We start from the raw sequence: 19,486 nt of genomic DNA, 5'->3' as shown, positions 1-19,486 counted from the left end.
TATGAACACAACAGAACCAATTAAATATCGTGGTTACACTTACTGGATTGCTGGCACTGAGGGTAAGTTCTTTGGCTACATTGAAGCTGTGCCAAAAATGATCAATCGATCCGAGCAGACCTTTGGAAACATCGAGGCGGCGGAGAGTTTTCTAATCGGTCAAATCGACTTGGCTTGTGGTGATGCCATTAAGTATGTGGGCGACCGTGGTTATACTTTGCTAGAAATATTGGTAGTCATGACAATGATTGGTATTTTGAGTGCGATCGCTGCGCCCGGTTGGATTGGCTTTCTAAATAATCAAAGTGTCAGGTCAGCTAATGGCAAAGTTTATAGTGCTATAGCTCAAGCCAAGTCAGAGGCAAAGCTGAATAAGGTAACGAAGATCGTTGAATTTAGGCAGAACGGTATTAATGCTGAGTATGCAGTCTATACCAGTGGTGATACTCCAATTTGGCAGACATTGAGTGATGATGTTACCGTCAGTGCGATCGCTATCCCAATTAATTATCAAGGAACTATAAATCCTAATAATGTACCGAGCCAAGTAACTATCACCAAGGGCAATCTCAAGCGGTGTACAAGCATAGTCACTTTGCTGGGAGCAGTCAGGCAAGGGGAGGGTACAGAATGTCCATAAAGCTTACTGAGTCCGATTACCTTGATCTAAAAATCTTAGTTGAAGAGACTCTGGATAATGTCGAGTCTATGTGTAGTTTTGACGAGTCGATCAGCAATCTTGAACAGATGCAGGAAATTTTAGAGAGGGTTAATCATTCTCATCAATAGGTTTGAGTAGGAAGTGCTTAGAACAATCCTTACAAACAAATTGTTGCCTACCAGTAGCATGATTATGACCATTCTTACGGAGGCGATCGCTATTACAAACTGGACAATGAATACTTGGCTTATCTTTAGTTTCAATTTCGATCCATCTTGTTACAACATACCTATCAACCTTTCCAGATGGTGGGACTTCTCTACCAGTTCGTCTATCAAAGTAAATTGTCTCTTTTTCGCAATTAACGGTTAAACGCTTTGTACTTTCAGTATTGCTGCGATAAGTTATTTGAGTTACCTCGCCTTCTTTGCGATCGCCCCAACGGGAGCAGACTATAACTTTAGTGCCAACTACTATCTTGTGACCTTTCAATTCTTTTGGTACTTTCAAATCTGGAAATTGGACAGCATGACCATCTCTTAAAGTTACCCCTAGAACATATTGACCTCTAACTAAAATTTCTTTGATCAATGCTCTAAAAATATCCTGCTTATTCTGTTGATCCAAAGTTGACCAGTAAAGTGGATTAGCAAATACTTCAGCAGTCAGAGAGTGAACAGACTTAGCATTTAATTCATTGGACTTTTGCTCAAATTGAATTAGCTCTATCTGGCGTTGTAAATCTCTCTTAGCAGCTTCAAGGGCAGGGTTATTGCCAAGATTTTCTAATCCTAATAACTGCGATCGCAATTCCCGAAGCTTTGGTATCTCTGGTACTGGGTTAACAGTATTAGCAAGTTGGGCGAGATTAACTGCTCGTTCAGATAATATTTTTAGTACCAATGGCTCAACTAGTCTGTACTGAATTACTTGCTTTTGAGTACATGACCGATAGTTAGCATAGTTACTACAGCCATACATATAGACTTTCTCTCGTCCCATTGTGTAATAGACCCGATGAGTACCACCACATTCTGCACATTTAATTAACCCAGATAGCGGGTGTATTGGCTTTGTCTTCCCATTGTGCCTAACATGATGATCGACGTTCCATTGGAGCAATTGGCTTACTTCTTGATATTCTGATTCACTCATAATGCCTTCATGTGTATTCACTCGAATATCCCATTTAGAACTGTGTCTAGTTCGTTGCTTACCAGATCGTCCATAGCAGGTATGACCCCGAAGTATTGGATTATTTAGCCAACTACTAAAGCCAGCAGATGTAATCGGCATTTTTACGCGCCCTTGCTGGTTACTACCTCTGCCACAAGCTGTATCTGGAATGTGATTAATTCCGTACTTTTTTGCGATCGCTATACGGGCAGCTCGAAAACTTCTAAATTCCAGATAAGTTTTGATTAAGTCCTTGGCAATATCTACTTTAGTTAAGGTTTGCCGACCATCTATTAGACATAGAACCTCCGTATAGTCGGGTACATATTTTTGATTTTCAACTTTGTACCCAAATATTGGAAAGTATGCAGAATTGCGCTCTCTCATCCCACGGTGTCCATTTTTCACTGCTTCGCTCAAAGCATCAGAATAATATTCAGCAAGACTAGCGTGCATATTGAGCATTAACTTACCACTGGCAGTATCAGTATCTATTTGTTCTCTTAGCGATCGCAGCTTTTGCCCCTTTGCAGAAAGAAAATCGATCGCCTTCCTAATTGACAGGACAGATCGACCTAACCTATCAATCCGATCAACAACCAACTCATCAACTTGACCAAGTTCTATTAATCTAAGTAATTCTTGGAAGCCCTTGCGATCGCGCTCTTTATATTGGCGACCACTCTGAATATCAAATATGATTTCGTTGCAACCAGCATTGATCAATCTCATCATCTGAGCTTCTAGTGAATAACCCTCTAAATGCTGTTCTCTACTGCTTAATCTTGCATATCCAATTATTCTTTTATTAGAACTAGAATTAGGTAAAACAATGTTGTAAATTTTCTCAAGATGTGTATTAGGTAGTTCTACTAAATCTCTTTGATTGGTACAGCCGTAAATTCTCATTAATTGTTGATAATTTATTAACCATTTTACACTTCCAATTGTATGATAGTTCCCAGCCCAAATGCGGAGCTTGCGATCACAAAGGGGTAGCCGCCAACTAACCATTTACGTTCAATTTCTCGTTTTTCCGAACTGGGTAAGCCTGCATGATATGCCGAAGTCAGAAAAGATTGCCCCTTGAGCCATTCTGCTAACTCTTCAGTATCACGGCGACTGCGAACATAAATTAAGCCAGATTGTCCTTTGTGAGCTTGAATAAATTTTAAGGTTTGGCTCTTTCTGCCTGCCATTGTCCATGCAATCGCCACATTTAAGCTTAAATTAGAACGATAGGGACTGGTGCGGATTAGTTGAGGTGTATGTAGTTTTAGGCAAGACTTAAGGTCAGATTGCGTTTTAGGATCGGCTGTAGCGGTAAATGCAGCGATCGCCATATTGCCATGACTAGCAGGTTTATGGGTCATTAAAGCTGAACGTACAACTCCTAAGCGACGATAGTCTGGGCGAAAGGAATCTCCCCACTGCCCCAAACAGTGAGCTTCATCAATCATCATGCCTACAATTACTAAATCTGGATCGCTAAGTCTTTCCCAAACTGGTTTACTTAAGAGGGTTTCAGGGGAAAGATATAAAAGTCTGAGGCTAGAGATTCTTTTAAATACTTGTTTGCGCTCCAGGCTGGATAAACTGCTATGGAGGGCAGCAGCAGCAAGGTTACGACTTTGTAAATCTTTAACTTGGTCTTCAATCAGCGATAATAATGGCGAGACTACTAAAGTTAGTCCATTTTGGAGTAGAGCAGGTAATTGAAAGCAAATAGATTTACCACTACCAGTTGCTAAAATCACCATACTGTCTTGGCGAGCAAGTAAATTAGCAATTACTTCTCCTTGGGGTGGACGAAAATCATCATATCCCCAGACCTGCTTAAACTTAGTGCGAACTGTATCCCAGTCCATGAGTTTTTTTTATACAGAAGTATTCGGCATCCATCCAAATAATTTTGCGGCACCACCAATCAAAGTCACAATTAAAGCTACCAAAACCCCACGATTAATAAATTCTTGGTTATCTATGCCTGAAATTTTTTGATCTAGGGTTTTAATTTCTCCAGACACTCTTTCCTCTAAAGCTTTAATTTCACCTGTAAGTTCTGCTTGTCCAATTTCTAACTTATTAAGTCTTTGGTTGACCTCCTCAAGTTTTTGATTAATTTCCGCAAATTGCCTGTCCATCTTTTGATTAATTTCCGCAAATTGACGCTCGACTCTTTGTTCAAAGCGTTGTAAAACTTCTTCCAGCGAATAGGTTAGGGTGGTGGGAGAGTTAGTCATAGGATTAATTATGGTTTTATCTATTTCTAAGATAAGCGATCGCCCTAAATATTTCAGGTATCACTTACAAATTCAAGGAAGATTCTAAATGTTTAATTAACGTACCTGCGGGTAAAGCACCGAGCAAATGCTGCCAAGGTAAAATTGTATCCGTTGTCCAATTAGCATAGACATAATACTCTAAGGGCGGAATTTGTCCTTTTAGTTCCTTAAATGCACGTTTATACATCCCGTCACTGGGGATTTTATGTTCTGCATATTCGTATGCTAGTTTGAGTACAGATTGAATACGGCGATCGCCTCGGGAAATTAAAGCCTGAATAATTGAATCCTTATAACTTTCAGGGCGAAAATCTATGCCTTTAGGCGCAAGATGTTTTTGTAAGTACTTGAGTTTTTTATCCCCGTGAGCATCAACTCCTAACCATTGCCACGGTGTATGGGATTTAGGGACAAAGGTACTACATCCAAAGCTAATTTTAAGCTTAGGAGCAGTTTTTTTCACAGCTAAAAGCATCTCAATGGTTTGATCGATGTCTGCATCTTCTTCTTGGGGTACTCCCACCATACCGTAGAGTTTTAAGGCACTTAGTCCTCCTGCTTGGGCATTGGCAGCAGCCTGTTGAATTTCCTCGTTATGGAGTTTTTTGTTAATAATTTGGCGCAATCTTTCGGAACCACTTTCCACAGCGATCGTCACGGAACGACTATCTCGACTACTCAAGATTTGACAGAGTTTTAAGGATAAAGTATTAGTCCGTACCGATGCTAAACTAAGGCGCACTGAGTCAAACTGGGGCTGAGCAATATAGTCGAGTAAGGTCTCAAATTCGGGATGTTGGGTAATAGAGGCACCGAGTAATCCTAATCTATTCGTCACTTTTAAGCCGCGCTCAATGGCAGGAATTAAGCTACCTTCAGCACTGGGAGTCCTAAACGGCAAAGTCAAATAGCTGGCAAGACAAAATCTACACATTTCGGGACAACTACGGGCAACCTCCACCATGTAAATATTTGACCAAGCGGCTTTTTCCGTAACTACGGTGGAAGCGGAAAGGGTATTACCTTTATGGGTTTGTTTGGTAATTGTAGCGGTGATGTCTGGGGCTATGGGTTGAATAGAAGTGATCGCCCCATCAATTCCTGCATATTTAACTTCATATAAACTTGGTACATAAATTCCTGCAACTTGACTGAGCAATCGCAATTTTTCGTGACGGGGAGCAGATCGAACCTGTTGATAATGGGCAATCATATTTCCTACCAGTTCTTCACCATCGCCAAGCAGTAAAAAATCAAACCACTCAGCAAAGGGTTCGGGATTAGCTGTAGGGACTGCACCACCTGCAAATACTAGGGGATGTTTTGAACTGCGATCGCTTTGGTTAATAGGAATACTTAAACTTTCTAAAGCCCCTAAAATATTGGCATAGTCAAGCTCCCACGAAAATGAAAATCCCAAAAGTTCAGGCGATCGGGGTAAAGGCTCATGGGTATCCGTAAACCATCGACTAACTTCCACGGTGGGTCTAGTTGCCAAGTCTGCCCACACAAACTGATAACCAAGGCTAGTAATACCAACGGTATAGGTATTGGGAAAAGCATAGATAATCCCGATCGCATTGGGATCAGGGCTACAGGGTTCAAATAGAAGCTTCTCGGAGTCGAAGTTATGATTGGACAAAGTTTTGGGATTTTTGTAAAAATATTAATCTAAAGCCCTAAGCATGATCTAAAACTCGATGAATTGCTGTTTCTGAGGTGCGTCCTTTTAGGGCAATATTTCCCGCAAACTCTGTGACAAATTTATCCTCTAAACATGCCAATGTCTCCTCACTAATTAAAATATGGTACTCCCCACCATCCACTTCTTTATTTAAGCTTTCTAAACGGGCAGCCACGTTAACCACATCGCCAATTACAGAATATTCTAGACGTTCCTTACTTCCTAAACTGCCAGCAATGACTACGCCAGTGTTGATGCCGATTCCCGTAACTGTGGGTGGTAAACCCCTTTGCATCCATGTTTGATTTAATTCTGTGAGTTTTTTGGCAATCCCGATCGCCGCACTCACAGCATTTTGAGCGTCCTTAAGCCTTTCTGCCTCAGAAATATGAGGTACAGGTACCCCAAATACCGCCATAACCGCATCGCCAATATATTTATCCACCATCCCACCGTGTTCTAAAACTACGGAAGCGATCGCTCCTAGATATTCATTGAGCCAATCTAAGGTTTCTCCGGGTTTTTGCGCCTCTGCCCCAGTACTAAAGTTCCGCATATCCGTAAACAGAACCGTTACAAATACTTCCTGTCCCGATATTCTACCCTCATGGATAAATAAATCCCGTTTATCCCAGATAATTTCCACCAATTCCTTGGACACATGGCGGGAAAAAATTCCCATTAATAATTGTCGATCCGCTTGTTCTGAGGAAAATTCATAACTAACAACTAAGGTATTAGCTAAAATCATGCCTGCGATCGCTGGGAAAAAAGGAATCCATAAAGCATTTATGAAAGCAAGATACACTAATATGCCTAAACTGCCCGCCAATACCACTAAAATTCCTAAATTCCTTAACACCTTAGGGGAATAAATTGCCAAAGCTCCACCTGCCAATGTCCATACCGCAATCCATAGAGATTCCCACCCTTGGTTCCAGACTTGAATAAATGGGCGATCATCAAGAGCTGCAGATAATAGCTGGCTCATAATATTGGCATGAACTTCTACCCCATACATGATCCCCGTATCTTCCCCTGTGCTATAGGGCGTAGAATAACTATCCTTGACACTCACCGCAGTTACGCCAATTAAAACAATGCGATCGCGCAGAATTTTGGGATCAATTTTACCCTGCAACAGATCAACAGCCGAAATATGCGTAAAAGACCTTTCCTTACCACGATAATTCAACAGAATTTGATAACCACTAGCATCAATATTATGATAGCCACCATAGTGTTTTTGTAAGCGGGGAATTGGGATCGTCCGAGACTTATTCTTAATCACAAAAGTCTGGTTTTTGGGGTCAAAATCAATGGTTGCTAAAGACTTGGTTTGTAAATATAACTTAACTGCCTGTAAAGCCAAAGAATCATAGTCCACCGCTAATAAAGCTCTGCGTGCTACCAAACCCGCATCAGTGACAAAATTGGCAAATCCTGCGTAGCTAACATCTGCTAAATCCTGAGCCAGTTCTATCCCCCTTCTATTTGCCTGCTCAATGAAGGTAACGTTGACTACGTTTTTAGCTGTTTTCATTGACTGAACTAGATTTTTACGTCCCGAACTAATGGGAATATCTAGGTATTTATCAATCACAATGACTGATGCTTTAGCATTACTGATCCTGTTAATTAAATCTGCAAATAATTGATCAGACCAGGGCCATTTACTCTGCCGCTGAATATCATCCTCACTAATTTCCACAATCACAAAGCGATCGTCTTTAAGCTCAGGTGGACGGAGCAGAAATAAATAATCTAGCCCCTTAAGCTCAACTGCCTGCCAGGCACCGAATTCCCGCATTCCCACAACGCCAATGGCAGTAGCAATAGTAATCACAGTCGCAATCACCTGCTTACGATAACGACCCGAAAAATTACCTAAGCCTAGCAATATTTGTTTTACCTGATCTGGGACAAATTTGCTATTCAGTGGCATCATGATCGTCTTCTTCTATCTCGCTAATGGATTTTTGTTCCCGTTCTCGACTGAGTTGATTTAAAAGTGATAGCACTTTACTACCCCGTTCAAAGGAGCGATCTTCTTGAAAAATCACTTCAGGGGTTCGACGTAAAGCCAACCTTTGTCCAATTTCTCGGCGAATAAATCCCGTAGCAGCGGTTAATCCTGCCATGGTTTCAGCTTTTGCCTCTTCACTACCATAAATACTGACAAAAATTTTAGTATGCTGCAAATCACCCGATACATTTACTTCGGTAACGCTGACCATGCCTGCGCCAACGCGATCATCTTTAATTTCTTGGAGTAGCATCACGCTTACCTCCCGCTTAATTAGCTCTGCCACTCGGGCAACTCTACGACTTGTAGCCATAAAAAATTGTTATCTATCTAAACAGTAATCGTGAACTCACACTTAGCACAATTGGGTAACGATCGTATCCCTAGTCACAATTTGTTAAGAATTCACGGCTATAGTAGGGCTATACTGATTACATCTAGCAGTCATCCATTAGTCTAACGATGCCATAGTCCCCACTAGTCATCACTCTAGTATATTAGGATTGCCGTAATCATGTAGGGAAACCAATTTAGCTTTAGTTTTTCCTACGTCCGCAACTTGTCAACCATTCTAATAATGAGGAGAGTCCAATGATCAATCAAACTACGATAAAAACTCCTGAGGCACTACTAAGATCAATCGAAAAACTCTACATGGATATGACTGAACCTTTAGACCCCTATATTGCCCTTGCCCTGACGAATCTTACCACAAAAATGGTGGACACTATCTATTTAATGGGCTATCAAGACGGTCAAAGAATTTCCTCTCCCACCTGCGGCTATTGCCAACCTGGTGAGTGTTTAGGTAGAGCTTTATAGTTGGAGATTAAAACTTTGCTGTAGATTTCTCCCCTCACACCTTACTATCTACAGCAAACTTACAAAAAATACCCAAAAACTAAACTAGCCCAATTAATTAACCAACTTAATTAGGCTTAGCTGGAGCAGTTGTGGATGCTGAAGCTTTAGGAAAAACCTCATCCACAAATCCTAGCTCAAACAATTGTTGATATGCTTGCTTGCCAAGGTCTCGGGTTGGTTGCTGACTACGCACCAGTTGAATTAGTAATGGTATTGCTAACTCTGGTTGATTTTTAGCTCGATAAACCAGTGCTAATTGATAGGTGGATTTATCTCGAAGTTGTGCTGCTTGTAAAGCCTTCTGGCGATGACTATCCGCAATGCGATTATCTAAACCAGTGAAAATTCCTGTAAGGTCTTGATAGAAATTAGACAGTTGGTTATAAATTTGGCGAGCATCCTGTAACTTAGAGGCTGCCAAATCATAGTTCTGCTTACTCACAGCATCCAAAGCATCAGATACAAGGCGATCAGCTCCATTAAAGCTAAAAACACTACTATCTAAAGTATTGATACCAGTAGTAGGTTTAGGATCGCTCGGTTTAGGCTGAGCTACAGCTTTACTAGAAACCACTGTTCCCAGAGAAATGATAAGCGCAAAAATTAAATTGGTACCGAGGTGTCTAACCATAGTTGCAAGGTATTTACAGCAAAATTCTAGGTCATATTAGCATTTTTAGTATTTAAGTATTTAATTTATACTGAGTCTTATATTTGTGATCTTAATTTCGGGCTTTAAGTTACTAAACTACTCCCTTGCTACTGTAAAGATACAGCTAACTTAACGGGGGAATAGGAGCGCAGACCACAATCTTTCACTAGGAAAGGAGTAAGTTTGTATAAAGATTCATAACTGAATTCAAAGATTGTGTTACACCCTGCATGGTATGCTTGCTAATAAGAAATTCTCACCGTTTTGATTCCTTGAAAGTTCTTCCTGCCAAAAGTAAAGAGTTTAAAAAGTCTAGTAAGGCGATCGCTGCTAGTAATTTGTCTTCAAGTTCCGTAGATGATTATGAAAGCTTAAAGCTAAAGCTATTTATCATTACTCTTGCCCTAGCAGGCTTCATCTTTTTGGCGGTAGTTGGCTTCTATGGTTTAGGTGTCGCTCTAAATTATTTGTTAGGCGCGTGCACTGGTGTGGTTTACTTAAAAATGTTGGCGAAAAGTGTAGATGAGCTGGGTAAGACAAGAAAACGTCTGGGGTATTCCCGTTTTGGAGTATTTATCGCCGTGTTTATCTTAGCTGCTCGGCTCCATCAGTTACAAATTTTGCCAATTTTTTTGGGATTTATAACTTATAAAGCTGCAGTATTAGTAATTTTGACTCAGGATTTACTACCTATGCCAAAATCTGATACCAATCAAAAATAGCACTCCTAAAAGATAATCAATACTCGCGTAGACTTACTCGTGTATAAGTAAGTAAATTTAAATATGATAAATCAACTATTGTCATACTCTCACTTCACTAATTTTGCTGCCCTAGAAGTAGGAAAGCACTTTTACTGGCAGATTGGCAGTTTAGAAGTCCATGGACAGGTTCTAATCGTTAGTTGGATCGTAATTGGTGTACTAGTTTTAGCCTCGGCGATCGCTACCAGCAATATCCAACTTATTCCTGTAGGGTTTCAAAACTTTATGGAATATGCACTTGAATTTGTACAGGGTATTGCAAAAGATCAGATTGGAGAAAAAGAGTATCGAGCTTGGGTGCCTTTTGTGGGTAGTTTATTTCTATTCATTTTTGTATCCAATTGGTTGGGAGCGCTGGTACCATGGAAGCTAATAGAACTTCCTGGTGGAGAGCTAGCTGCCCCTACTAGTGATATCAATACTACAGTCGCCCTAGCTTTACTTGTATCTGCTTCTTATTTTTATGCTGGACTTAGTCGCAGAGGACTAGAATATTTCTCCAGATATGTCCAATCATCTCCCTTACTCCTTCCTCTGTGGGTTTTAGAAGATTTCACAAAACCTCTCTCCCTAAGTTTCCGTCTTTTTGGAAATATATTAGCAGACGAACTAGTGGTTGGGGTTCTAGTCCTTTTGGTACCACTATTTGTGCCGTTGCCTGTGATGATTTTAGGGCTGTTTACCAGTGGGATTCAAGCTCTGATTTTTTCAACTCTGGCAGCTTCTTACATTGGTGAAGCCATGGAAGGACATGGTGAAGAAGAGCATGAGCATGCTTAGCTCAGTTGACTAGTTAGACAAGAAGTCTAACAATATATTGCCAATCGAAACACATAATTACACTTAAATTAAAAGGAAAAACATCATGGATCCATTAATTGCCGCCGCTTCTGTTCTTGCTGCTAGTATTGCTATTGGTTTAGCTGCTGTTGGACCTGGTATCGGTCAAGGTACCGCTGCTGGGCAAGCTCTGGAAGGTATTGCTCGTCAGCCTGAAGCTGAAGGTAAAATTCGCGGAACCCTTCTATTGAGTTTGGCTTTTATGGAAGCTCTGACTATTTACGGGCTGGTTATAGCTCTAATCTTATTATTTGCTAACCCTTTTGCTGCTTAGTTTTTCGGTCTAATCGGTATGGCAATCTGGGGAAACTTCTCTGGGTTGCTACCTACTGAAAATACTTAAATTGCTACCTAACTCCCATGACACTTTACTCAACACCTTTATTAACGGTTTTATTAGCGGTTGAGTCCGCAGAATCCAGTGGTGGCTTGTTTGACTTCGATGCGACTTTGCCAATAATGGCTGCGCAAATTTTAATACTAGTGGCAGTCTTAAATAAAATTTTCTTTAAGCCTTTAACTAAAGCAATTGATGATCGAAATGATTATGTGCGCACGAATATTGCTGGAGCTAAGGAGCGATTAGAAAAGGCTAAATTAGTAGCTGCACAGTATGAATCTGAATTAGCTGAAACTCGTAAATCATCTCAAGCCTTGCTTTTAGCTGCTCAAAGTGATGCTAATAAAATTCGAGCCGAACAGATCGCTGCTACCTTAGCGGAGTCTCAAGCCCAAGTTGCCGCAGCAAAAGCTGAAATTGAACAACAGAGATCAGAAGCTATAGCTGCTTTAGATGTCCAAGTAGATGTTCTCAGTCGCCAAATTTTGGAAAAACTGCTTGGGAATCTGGTGAATAGCTGAGGAAAATTATGACTAACAACTTATTTTTATTTGCAACTGAGATCGCAGAACATTCTGGTTTTGGTATTAACACTGATATTTTTCAAACTAATTTGATTAATATTGTGATTATTTTGGGGCTTTTAGTTTATAGCGGTAGAGGCTTTTTGGGTAAAATTTTGTCCCAGCGTCTCGAAAGTATTGAAACTGCAATCAAAGATGCAGAGACACGAAAGCTTAAAGCTGAAGAACAATTAAAAGAACAACAGCAAAAACTTGCAGAAGTTAAATTGGAATGCGATCGCCTAAAATTACAAGCAGAAATTGATGCCAAGGCAGCTAGTGAAGCTATATTAGCAACAATTGCCAGTGATATTGAGCGACTAAAAGTTTCCGCATCTCAAGAATTAGCTTCAGAACAGGAACGCATAATTATTCAACTGAGACAGCAAGTAGCACAAAAAGCATTAGCACAGGTTAAAGCTTATTTTGATCAAGGCTTATCTGATAGTACTCAACAACAACTTGTGGATCGGAGTATTAGTCTTCTAGTAAATGGAGGGGCGAGATGAAAAGTGGTTCTTTTAGTCAGGCAATTGTTGAACCCTATGCCGATGCTTTAATGGCAGTTGCACAAGAACACAACTTAGTTGAGGCATTTGGTAATGATATTCAAGTCATCCTAAATACTCTAGAAGCATCAGAAGATTTTAAGAAACTGCTGCTTGCACCTCTAATCCCTGAAAGTGTGAAGAAGGATTTGCTAAATTCTCTATTTGCAAATCAGGTTAATCCCTTTATAGCCAGTTTTCTTAATCTACTGGTTGAACGCCGTCGCATTTTATTCCTAGAGCCAATTTGCTTGAAATTTCAGGAACTATTACGCAAAAAAAACCGAATAGCATTAGCTGAGATTTCTACGGCAGTTGGACTTAGTGATCCTCAGAAGGAAGCTTTGACCAAAAAAGTTCTGGAATTAACTGGAGCGGCGAGTGTTGAACTGGCAATTAAGCTTAATCCAGATTTGATCGGTGGGGTAATTATTAAAGTTGGTTCGCAGGTAATTGATGCCAGTCTTCGGGGACAGCTTCGGCGTTTAACCACTGGCTTATTGGCAAATATTTAGTTGAATATAAAAGTATTGAGTAAAAAACTATGGTAGCTATTAGACCAGACGAAATCAGTAATATTATCAAGCAACAAATCGAGCAATATAATGAACAGTTGCAGGTTTCTAATGTTGGAACCGTTCTGCAAGTTGGAGACGGAATTGCTCGGGTATATGGCTTAGAAAAGGCGATGTCCGGGGAATTATTAGAATTTGAGGATGGCACTGTTGGTATTGCCCTTAACCTTGAAGAAGATAATGTCGGAGCAGTATTAATGGGAGCAGGGCGAGAAATTGCCGAAGGAAGCTCAGTTAAGTCCACTGGTAAAATTGCTCAAATTCCCGTTGGTGATGCCTTTATTGGTAGAGTTGTTGATGCGCTTGCCCGTCCCATTGATGGTAAAGGTGAAATTAAGAATTCTGACTTCCGACTGATTGAATCTCCTGCCCCAGGTATCGTTGCCCGTAAATCCGTATTTGAACCCCTACAGACTGGGATTACAGCAATTGATGCCATGATTCCCGTTGGTCGTGGACAAAGAGAATTGATTATTGGCGATCGCCAGACTGGGAAGACTGCCGTTGCCGTGGATACGATTCTTAACCAAAAAGGTGAAGATTGTATTTGCGTTTATGTAGCGATCGGGCAAAAAGGCTCTACGGTGGCTAATGTTGTTAACATCCTTAGAGAAAATGGTGCCTTAGATTACACGATCGTTGTTGCTGCAAATGCCAATGATCCTGCCACCTTACAGTACTTAGCCCCCTATACAGGCGCATCTTTAGCTGAATACTTTATGTATCAAGGCAAAGCCACCTTAGTTGTTTATGACGATCTATCTAAGCATGCCCAAGCCTATAGACAAATGTCTTTACTGCTCCGCCGTCCGCCCGGTCGTGAAGCATATCCTGGTGATGTTTTTTATCTCCACTCCCGTTTGCTAGAACGTGCAGCTAAGCTAAGTGATAATCTAGGTGGTGGGTCAATGACAGCATTGCCAATTATTGAAACTCAAGCAGGAGACGTATCTGCATATATTCCTACCAATGTAATTTCCATTACTGACGGACAAATTTTCTTGTCATCTGATCTGTTTAACTCTGGGATTCGTCCTGCCATTAATCCTGGTATCTCGGTTTCACGGGTTGGTTCTGCCGCCCAAATTAAAGCCATGAAACAGGTGGCAGGTAAAATTAAGCTGGAGTTAGCTCAATACGATGACCTAGTAGCATTTGCTCAATTCGCCTCTGATTTGGATAAAACCACCCAAAACCAGCTAGCCCGTGGACAAAGACTGCGTGAACTCCTGAAACAGCCTCAGTATTCTCCCCTTGTTGTCAGCGATCAAGTTGCCATTATTTACACTGCGATCAATGGCTACCTGGATGATATCCCCGTGGAGAAAGTAACAGCTTTTAATAAGGGTTTCCGCAATTACTTGGCTACCAGCAAGCCTAGATATGCAGAATTAGTTAAAGCTGAGAAAAAGATCGGTGAAGAAGCAGAAGGTATATTAAAAACAGCGATCGCCGAATTTAAAAAGACCTTTCTAGCTGCTTAATTCTGTCTAACTAGTTTATTTCTGATTTATTTTTGGTTTTATTTTTCATAAGAGGTTGGGGCTTAATACTCTACCTCTTTAATTTTTAGAACTTGATTTTTAGAATCTTTGCTAAACTTTAATCTCAGAACGGGTAATGTTTGCGTTAATTTAGCCCAGCAGATATGGCAACAGCAGTATTTAAACAAGTCACGAGAAACCTTGGTAATCTCTGCCTAGGGGGGATGTTAATAGGTGGTTCAGCCCTAGCAGGTGCCTTAGTTGGTTTAGCAGTTAGCTTTAATGACTTGCCCGATGTTCGCATACTGAAAGGCTACACTCCCGCTGAGACCTCTTATTTTTATGATATTAATGGTGAGCTCATAGCTCGTCTGCACGGAGATGTGAATCGGGAAGTAGTTCCCCTAAGTCGAATATCACCTAATCTAAAGCGTTCAATCTTGGCGATCGAGGATGCTTACTTCTATTCCCATAATGGAATTAATCCAGCGGGGATTATCAGAGCTACCCTAGTTAATTTGAGATCAAGAGAAACCCTAGAGGGTGGTTCTACTCTTACCCAACAACTGGTAAAAAACCTATTTCTCTCTTCAGAGCGCAGTATTAATCGCAAGGTTGCTGAAGCAGTCTTAGCAATGCGAATCGAGCAGGTTTTTACTAAAGATCAAATTTTAGAGATGTATCTAAACCAAGTGTATTGGGGCAGAAATACCAATGGAGCGGAAACTGCTGCCCAAAATTACTTTAACAAGAGTGCGGCAGATTTAACCTTAGCAGAAGCGGCGATGATGGCAGGAGTGGTGCAAGCACCTTCCGTATTTAATCCTTTGGATAACTATAAAACGGCAAAATTTCGACAAGGTCTGGTCTTGGACAGATTAGAAGAATTAGGATGGGCAACGCCTGCAGAAGTTAAAGCTGCCAAGGCTGCGGAGATTAAACTAGGAAAAGGTACCTCGTATCAAGCCAGTCAGGTTCCCTACGTTAGCCAAGCCGTTTCATCAGAGTTAGTAGAAAAATTTGGACAGGACTTGCTGTTAAAGGGTGGTTTACGAGTGCAGACGACCATTGATTTAAAATTGCAACGCATTGCTGAGCAAGTTATAAACCAAGGGCATAGGGATTTACAAAACTATGGTGCTAACGCCAAGCAAATTGCACTTGTGGCGGTTGATCCAAAGACTGGATTTGTGAAAGCACTAGTGGGAGGGGTTGGCTCCTACGAGCAGAATCAATTTAATCGGGCAGTGCAATCAAGACGACAAATTGGCTCTACTTTTAAACCTTTTGTTTATTACTCAGCTTTTAGTACGGGTAACTATACTCCAGACTCGGTGATCGATGACTCACCCGTAAATTATCCCGATGGGAATGAATTATATTCTCCGCGCAACTATGATAATACTTTTATGGGCGGCATCAGTATTCGTCAGGCTGTGGCAATGTCTAGAAATATTCCAGCAATTAAGTTAGGACAATTTGTGGGCTTAAAAAAGGTGATTGCAGATTGTCGGAAGCTGGGAATTGTCAGTCCCCTTGATCCAGTGGTATCTTTGCCCCTAGGCTCAGCAGACTTAACTTTATTAGAAACAGCAGGTGCCTATGCTACTTTTGCCAATGGGGGTTATAAAAATAAAATCACTCTGATAGCAAGAGTTACGGATAGTACGGGTAAGGTGGTTTTAGACAATAGTCCTAAGCCGACTTTAGTACTTGATCCCTATGCGGTTGCTGAAGTTACAGATGTTTTAAGGGGCGTGATTACAAGTGGAACCGGGACTCAGGCTATTTTAAGTGGTGGTCGTCCCGTCGCAGGAAAAACTGGAACTACTTCTGATTTTCGTGACGCTTGGTTTGTGGGCTATGTGCCACAGCTAGCAACAGCGATTTGGATTGGTAATGATGACTACTCCCAAATGTCCCATGGCGTAACTGGTGGAGTTTATGTGGCTCCAATTTGGCGAAATTTTATGGAAAAGGCATTGGCGGGAGTTGCCATTGAAAACTTTGTTTCTCCATCTGATGTAACTGCAAAAAAATAGTGCTGAAAAATAACTTTATCTGAAATATGGGGAAATTTGTAATTCGATTATTGGTTATTAGTGGGGCGATCGCCTATTTAATTAAGCAAGGAGCTATATATTTGCCGAGTTTTAGTCAGATCGATCTAAATACCATGGCAATTACGGCGATCAGTATCCCTGTGGTAATTTATGCCTTGATATTACTGTGGAGAGGTTAAGTTAAGGGAGTTTTCGATCAAATCTATCTCAAGAAAAGGGTCGCAGGGCGAAGCCCCGTCTTGGTTTTTGCATTTTTAGCTCTGGCACAACTATTCATAATTTACTGTAGATTTATCAAAATTAATAACTGACTTAGCTAAAGCCAATAAATTTCTAACTTGGTTAATGTCCTTATCCCCTGGTGCTTTTTCCACGCCGCTAGAAACATCAATCCCATCGGGCTGCAGTTGAGCGATCGCTACTTTCACATTTTGCTCAGATAAACCACCCGCCAGCCACCATTGGCAACTAGGTCTAAAATTCTTTAAAATTTCCCAATCTATAGTTTTTCCCGTACCGCCAGCAATTTTAGGATCATAGGCATCCAGTAATAGTACATCTACATACTGAGAATATAAGATAGCTTGATCAATGCTTTGGGAATTTTTTACCCTAAATGCCTTAATTAGCTTGATTTCGGCAAATTCTGACCTGATTTTTTGACAGAATTCTATGGATTCATGTCCGTGAAGCTGAACAGCATTTAACTTACCACTATATGTTGAAATATATTCAATTTCGGCATCTAGAAACACGCCAACATGATTAATATCGTAGTTCTGGGTAGCACTAGTAATTATTTCAACCTGCTGGGAGGTAACAAAACGGGGAGAGGATTCAACGCAAATATATCCTAGATAGTCTGCTCCTAAATGGGCGATCGCCACAGCTTGTTCAGGTATAGTAATTCCACAAATCTTAACATCCATAATTCATCTATTTTAAGTATTCTTGCGGAGTGCGGTTAATTACCTATCAAAGGTACAATTAGTTTTAATTATTAATTTAATTTTTATCGCGGGAGAACTTACTATTCATGCTCACTCTCAAAATTGTTGTTTACATTACCGTAATTTTCTTTGTTGGATTATTTATATTTGGATTTTTAAATAGTGATCCATCTCGTAATCCTAGTGGTAGAGACTTAGACTAAGCTTGTTAAAATTAAATACCCCCATGGTTGCTAACCGACTATTTAATAGCGATTGGCGGCTACTACTCAAGCTTAGACCCTATGCTCAACGTAGTACCAAAGATTTAGTAATTTCGTTAATCCTATTAGTACCTTTAGCGATCGCTAATGCCATACAACCGATATTAGTACAGCAGGGCATTGATGGACCGATTGCCAAAGGTGACTTAATTGGTTTGTGGTGGTTATGTCTATTGGTTGGTTTTACAGTTCTGGTTCGTCTAGGGTTGCAATCATGGCAGGGCTACTTAGTGCAGAAAGTAGGACAGAATATTACTGCGGATATTCGCAAAGATCTGTTTGCCCATGTTACTTTGCTGTCCACAAGTTTTTTTGATCGTACGCCAGTGGGCAGATTAATTACCCGCTTAACCAGTGATGTGGAAGCCTTAGGTGATGTGTTTGCTACTGGGGCAGTTGGGATTTTTAGCGATCTTGCCTCTTTAGGTGTTACCGCCATATTTATGTTTTGGTTGCGTTGGGATTTAGGGTTAATGCTGACTCTGATGATTTTCCCAATCACAGGATTGATTATTTACTTTCAGCATGAGTATCGTAAAGCCAACTTTAAAGCAAGAGATAAACTTTCTGACCTCAATGCAATTCTTCAAGAAAATATAATTGGGGTAGGGATTGTTCAACTTTTTAGACGAGCGCAGCTTAATTCCAGTCAGCACTATGCCGTAAATCAGCAGTATGTTACTGAGGTCAATAATACAATCTTCCATGATTCCGCAGTATCGGCAACCTTAGAATGGATTTCTTTAATTGCGATCGCTGGAGTGTTATGGCTGGGCGGTGGACAAGTAATTCAAAAACAATTAACCTTCGGTGAACTGTCAGCGTTTGTGTTGTTTTCCCAAAGATTGTTTGAACCATTACGCCAACTGGCAGAAAAATTTACGACAATTCAATCTGGATTCACGGCGATCGAGCGCATAACCGCAGTCATGAATGAACCCATTGAAATTCGTGATCCCGTTAACCCTAAATCTTTACCAGTAGATGGGAAAGGTGAGATTCGATTTGAGAATGTTTGGTTTGGCTATAAACCCGATGAATATGTATTAAAGAATTTGAGTTTTGCGATCGCTCCTGGCGAAAAAGTAGCATTAGTTGGTCCTACTGGAGCAGGAAAAAGTTCGATTATTCGCTTATTATCTAGGCTTTACGAACCAGTTAAGGGCAGAATTTTAATTGACGGGATCGATATTAAAGACATTACACAGCTAGAATTAAGACGTTATTTAGGAGTGATTTTACAGGATGTATTTCTGTTTTCGGGTAATGTCAAAGATAATATTACCCTTGGAGATGATTACAGTTTAGAGGAGACGATCGCTGCCGCTAAAGTCATGAATGTCGATGAGTTTATCCAAGCACTGCCCCAAGGCTATGAATCTCAAGTGCGAGAACGGGGGACAAATTTGTCGGGTGGACAGAAACAACTATTGGCGTTTGCCCGAGCAGCAGTACGCGATCCAAGGGTTTTAATTCTGGATGAGGCAACTGCTAGCCTAGATGTAAATACAGAATACTTAATCCAAAAGTCCCTGCAAAATTTATTGATCGGACGTACTACTATTATCATCGCCCACCGTCTATCGACAATTCGCCATGTTGATCGCATTTTAGTGCTTAAACAAGGAGAAATAGTTGAATCTGGTAGTCATGAGCAATTAATCAGTGCCGAGGGGCTATATGCTAATTTATATAGCCTAGAAATGTTGGCACTTTCCTAACCCCAAAGCTTAGATTTAGATAACTCC

Annotated in this window: 21 protein-coding genes; 13 read left to right on the top strand and 8 right to left on the bottom strand. The window is 40.6% G+C overall.

Annotation, left to right across the window (positions count from 1 at the left end):
• Position 1: 1 nt before the first annotated feature.
• Positions 2 to 640 (top strand): prepilin-type N-terminal cleavage/methylation domain-containing protein, encoded by a 639-nt coding sequence (locus SYN7502_RS18435; RefSeq protein WP_015169397.1) that lies wholly within the window; start codon positions 2 to 4, stop codon positions 638 to 640.
• A 129-nt stretch (positions 641 to 769) separates the two neighbouring features.
• Here SYN7502_RS18435 and xisF read toward each other — a convergent pair whose 3' ends face one another.
• From xisF to rbfA, 6 genes are all read right to left on the bottom strand, one after another.
• On the bottom strand, positions 770 to 2,746 hold the full coding sequence (gene xisF, locus SYN7502_RS18430; protein ID WP_015169395.1) for a fdxN element excision recombinase XisF: 1,977 nt from the start codon (positions 2,744 to 2,746) through the stop codon (positions 770 to 772).
• Positions 2,747 to 2,772: 26 nt separating this feature from the next.
• Positions 2,773 to 3,705 carry a RecQ family ATP-dependent DNA helicase gene (locus SYN7502_RS13780; protein WP_015169394.1) on the bottom strand — a complete coding sequence of 311 codons (933 nt, stop codon included), beginning with the start codon at positions 3,703 to 3,705 and terminating at the stop codon, positions 2,773 to 2,775.
• Between the two features lie 9 nt (positions 3,706 to 3,714).
• Positions 3,715 to 4,080, bottom strand: a complete 366-nt coding sequence (locus SYN7502_RS13775; protein WP_015169393.1) for a hypothetical protein — start codon at positions 4,078 to 4,080, stop codon at positions 3,715 to 3,717.
• Between the two features lie 64 nt (positions 4,081 to 4,144).
• Entirely contained in the window at positions 4,145 to 5,764 is a 1,620-nt protein-coding gene (locus SYN7502_RS13770; RefSeq protein WP_015169392.1) for a B12-binding domain-containing radical SAM protein, read from the bottom strand.
• A gap of 37 nt (positions 5,765 to 5,801) precedes the next feature.
• Positions 5,802 to 7,754, bottom strand: coding sequence for a CHASE2 domain-containing protein (locus SYN7502_RS13765; protein ID WP_015169391.1), 1,953 nt, complete (start codon positions 7,752 to 7,754; stop codon positions 5,802 to 5,804).
• Positions 7,738 to 8,145 (bottom strand): 30S ribosome-binding factor RbfA, encoded by a 408-nt coding sequence (rbfA, locus tag SYN7502_RS13760; protein ID WP_015169390.1) that lies wholly within the window; start codon positions 8,143 to 8,145, stop codon positions 7,738 to 7,740. The genes SYN7502_RS13765 and rbfA overlap by 17 nt, the downstream gene beginning before the upstream one ends.
• Positions 8,146 to 8,423: 278 nt before the next feature.
• Between rbfA and SYN7502_RS13755 the strand changes: the two genes are divergently transcribed.
• Positions 8,424 to 8,654: a hypothetical protein gene (locus SYN7502_RS13755; RefSeq protein ID WP_015169389.1), complete on the top strand. Its 231-nt coding sequence runs from the start codon at positions 8,424 to 8,426 to the stop codon at positions 8,652 to 8,654.
• Between the two features lie 106 nt (positions 8,655 to 8,760).
• Here SYN7502_RS13755 and SYN7502_RS13750 read toward each other — a convergent pair whose 3' ends face one another.
• Positions 8,761 to 9,327 carry a hypothetical protein gene (locus SYN7502_RS13750; protein ID WP_015169388.1) on the bottom strand — a complete coding sequence of 189 codons (567 nt, stop codon included), beginning with the start codon at positions 9,325 to 9,327 and terminating at the stop codon, positions 8,761 to 8,763.
• A gap of 293 nt (positions 9,328 to 9,620) precedes the next feature.
• Here SYN7502_RS13750 and SYN7502_RS13745 point away from each other — a divergent pair, with 293 nt between their 5' ends.
• The 9 genes from SYN7502_RS13745 to SYN7502_RS20250 all read left to right on the top strand — a co-directional run bounded on the left by SYN7502_RS13745 (position 9,621) and on the right by SYN7502_RS20250 (position 16,704).
• Entirely contained in the window at positions 9,621 to 10,070 is a 450-nt protein-coding gene (locus SYN7502_RS13745) for an ATP synthase I subunit (protein WP_041430195.1), read from the top strand.
• 63 nt (positions 10,071 to 10,133) lie between these two features.
• Positions 10,134 to 10,892 carry a F0F1 ATP synthase subunit A gene (atpB, locus tag SYN7502_RS13740; protein WP_015169386.1) on the top strand — a complete coding sequence of 253 codons (759 nt, stop codon included), beginning with the start codon at positions 10,134 to 10,136 and terminating at the stop codon, positions 10,890 to 10,892.
• An 85-nt stretch (positions 10,893 to 10,977) separates the two neighbouring features.
• A complete protein-coding gene (gene atpE / locus SYN7502_RS13735; protein WP_015169385.1) occupies positions 10,978 to 11,226 on the top strand; it encodes an ATP synthase F0 subunit C in 249 nt (82 codons plus the stop codon).
• An 86-nt stretch (positions 11,227 to 11,312) separates the two neighbouring features.
• Positions 11,313 to 11,813 carry a F0F1 ATP synthase subunit B' gene (locus tag SYN7502_RS13730; RefSeq protein ID WP_015169384.1) on the top strand — a complete coding sequence of 167 codons (501 nt, stop codon included), beginning with the start codon at positions 11,313 to 11,315 and terminating at the stop codon, positions 11,811 to 11,813.
• A gap of 8 nt (positions 11,814 to 11,821) precedes the next feature.
• Positions 11,822 to 12,364: a F0F1 ATP synthase subunit B gene (locus SYN7502_RS13725; protein WP_015169383.1), complete on the top strand. Its 543-nt coding sequence runs from the start codon at positions 11,822 to 11,824 to the stop codon at positions 12,362 to 12,364.
• Positions 12,361 to 12,918, top strand: a complete 558-nt coding sequence (gene atpH, locus SYN7502_RS13720) for an ATP synthase F1 subunit delta (protein ID WP_015169382.1) — start codon at positions 12,361 to 12,363, stop codon at positions 12,916 to 12,918. Before SYN7502_RS13725 ends, atpH begins: the two co-directional genes overlap by 4 nt.
• A 29-nt stretch (positions 12,919 to 12,947) precedes the next feature.
• On the top strand, positions 12,948 to 14,462 hold the full coding sequence (gene atpA, locus SYN7502_RS13715; RefSeq protein WP_015169381.1) for a F0F1 ATP synthase subunit alpha: 1,515 nt from the start codon (positions 12,948 to 12,950) through the stop codon (positions 14,460 to 14,462).
• A gap of 164 nt (positions 14,463 to 14,626) precedes the next feature.
• On the top strand, positions 14,627 to 16,504 hold the full coding sequence (locus SYN7502_RS13710; RefSeq protein WP_015169380.1) for a transglycosylase domain-containing protein: 1,878 nt from the start codon (positions 14,627 to 14,629) through the stop codon (positions 16,502 to 16,504).
• A 26-nt stretch (positions 16,505 to 16,530) separates the two neighbouring features.
• Positions 16,531 to 16,704, top strand: a complete 174-nt coding sequence (locus tag SYN7502_RS20250) for a hypothetical protein (protein ID WP_015169379.1) — start codon at positions 16,531 to 16,533, stop codon at positions 16,702 to 16,704.
• 90 nt (positions 16,705 to 16,794) lie between these two features.
• Here the strand turns inward: SYN7502_RS20250 and SYN7502_RS13705 are convergent, their stop codons facing one another.
• Complete coding sequence (locus tag SYN7502_RS13705) at positions 16,795 to 17,454, bottom strand: phosphoribosylanthranilate isomerase (RefSeq protein ID WP_015169378.1); 660 nt, start codon at positions 17,452 to 17,454, stop codon at positions 16,795 to 16,797.
• Between the two features lie 107 nt (positions 17,455 to 17,561).
• Between SYN7502_RS13705 and SYN7502_RS19040 the strand changes: the two genes are divergently transcribed.
• Positions 17,562 to 17,678 (top strand): photosystem II reaction center protein I, encoded by a 117-nt coding sequence (locus SYN7502_RS19040; RefSeq protein ID WP_015169377.1) that lies wholly within the window; start codon positions 17,562 to 17,564, stop codon positions 17,676 to 17,678.
• A gap of 23 nt (positions 17,679 to 17,701) precedes the next feature.
• On the top strand, positions 17,702 to 19,459 hold the full coding sequence (locus SYN7502_RS13700) for an ABC transporter ATP-binding protein (RefSeq protein WP_015169376.1): 1,758 nt from the start codon (positions 17,702 to 17,704) through the stop codon (positions 19,457 to 19,459).
• Positions 19,460 to 19,486: the final 27 nt, after the last annotated feature.

The organism is Synechococcus sp. PCC 7502 (genome assembly GCF_000317085.1).
GTDB lineage: Bacteria > Cyanobacteriota > Cyanobacteriia > Pseudanabaenales > Pseudanabaenaceae > PCC-7502.
This window is presented reverse-complemented; position numbering and strand designations above follow the sequence as displayed.

What these genes read in the sequence shown, in the direction of transcription:
- SYN7502_RS18435 (WP_015169397.1), top strand. Translation starts at nt 2, where the DNA reads ATGAACACAACAGAACCAATTAAATATCGTGGTTACACTTACTGGATT.
- xisF (WP_015169395.1), bottom strand. Translation starts at nt 2,746, where the DNA reads ATGAGAATTTACGGCTGTACCAATCAAAGAGATTTAGTAGAACTACCT.
- SYN7502_RS13780 (WP_015169394.1), bottom strand. Translation starts at nt 3,705, where the DNA reads ATGGACTGGGATACAGTTCGCACTAAGTTTAAGCAGGTCTGGGGATAT.
- SYN7502_RS13775 (WP_015169393.1), bottom strand. Translation starts at nt 4,080, where the DNA reads ATGACTAACTCTCCCACCACCCTAACCTATTCGCTGGAAGAAGTTTTA.
- SYN7502_RS13765 (WP_015169391.1), bottom strand. Translation starts at nt 7,754, where the DNA reads ATGATGCCACTGAATAGCAAATTTGTCCCAGATCAGGTAAAACAAATA.
- rbfA (WP_015169390.1), bottom strand. Translation starts at nt 8,145, where the DNA reads ATGGCTACAAGTCGTAGAGTTGCCCGAGTGGCAGAGCTAATTAAGCGG.
- SYN7502_RS13755 (WP_015169389.1), top strand. Translation starts at nt 8,424, where the DNA reads ATGATCAATCAAACTACGATAAAAACTCCTGAGGCACTACTAAGATCA.
- SYN7502_RS13750 (WP_015169388.1), bottom strand. Translation starts at nt 9,327, where the DNA reads ATGGTTAGACACCTCGGTACCAATTTAATTTTTGCGCTTATCATTTCT.
- atpB (WP_015169386.1), top strand. Translation starts at nt 10,134, where the DNA reads ATGATAAATCAACTATTGTCATACTCTCACTTCACTAATTTTGCTGCC.
- atpE (WP_015169385.1), top strand. Translation starts at nt 10,978, where the DNA reads ATGGATCCATTAATTGCCGCCGCTTCTGTTCTTGCTGCTAGTATTGCT.
- SYN7502_RS13730 (WP_015169384.1), top strand. Translation starts at nt 11,313, where the DNA reads ATGACACTTTACTCAACACCTTTATTAACGGTTTTATTAGCGGTTGAG.
- SYN7502_RS13725 (WP_015169383.1), top strand. Translation starts at nt 11,822, where the DNA reads ATGACTAACAACTTATTTTTATTTGCAACTGAGATCGCAGAACATTCT.
- atpH (WP_015169382.1), top strand. Translation starts at nt 12,361, where the DNA reads ATGAAAAGTGGTTCTTTTAGTCAGGCAATTGTTGAACCCTATGCCGAT.
- atpA (WP_015169381.1), top strand. Translation starts at nt 12,948, where the DNA reads ATGGTAGCTATTAGACCAGACGAAATCAGTAATATTATCAAGCAACAA.
- SYN7502_RS13710 (WP_015169380.1), top strand. Translation starts at nt 14,627, where the DNA reads ATGGCAACAGCAGTATTTAAACAAGTCACGAGAAACCTTGGTAATCTC.
- SYN7502_RS20250 (WP_015169379.1), top strand. Translation starts at nt 16,531, where the DNA reads ATGGGGAAATTTGTAATTCGATTATTGGTTATTAGTGGGGCGATCGCC.
- SYN7502_RS13705 (WP_015169378.1), bottom strand. Translation starts at nt 17,454, where the DNA reads ATGGATGTTAAGATTTGTGGAATTACTATACCTGAACAAGCTGTGGCG.
- SYN7502_RS19040 (WP_015169377.1), top strand. Translation starts at nt 17,562, where the DNA reads ATGCTCACTCTCAAAATTGTTGTTTACATTACCGTAATTTTCTTTGTT.
- SYN7502_RS13700 (WP_015169376.1), top strand. Translation starts at nt 17,702, where the DNA reads ATGGTTGCTAACCGACTATTTAATAGCGATTGGCGGCTACTACTCAAG.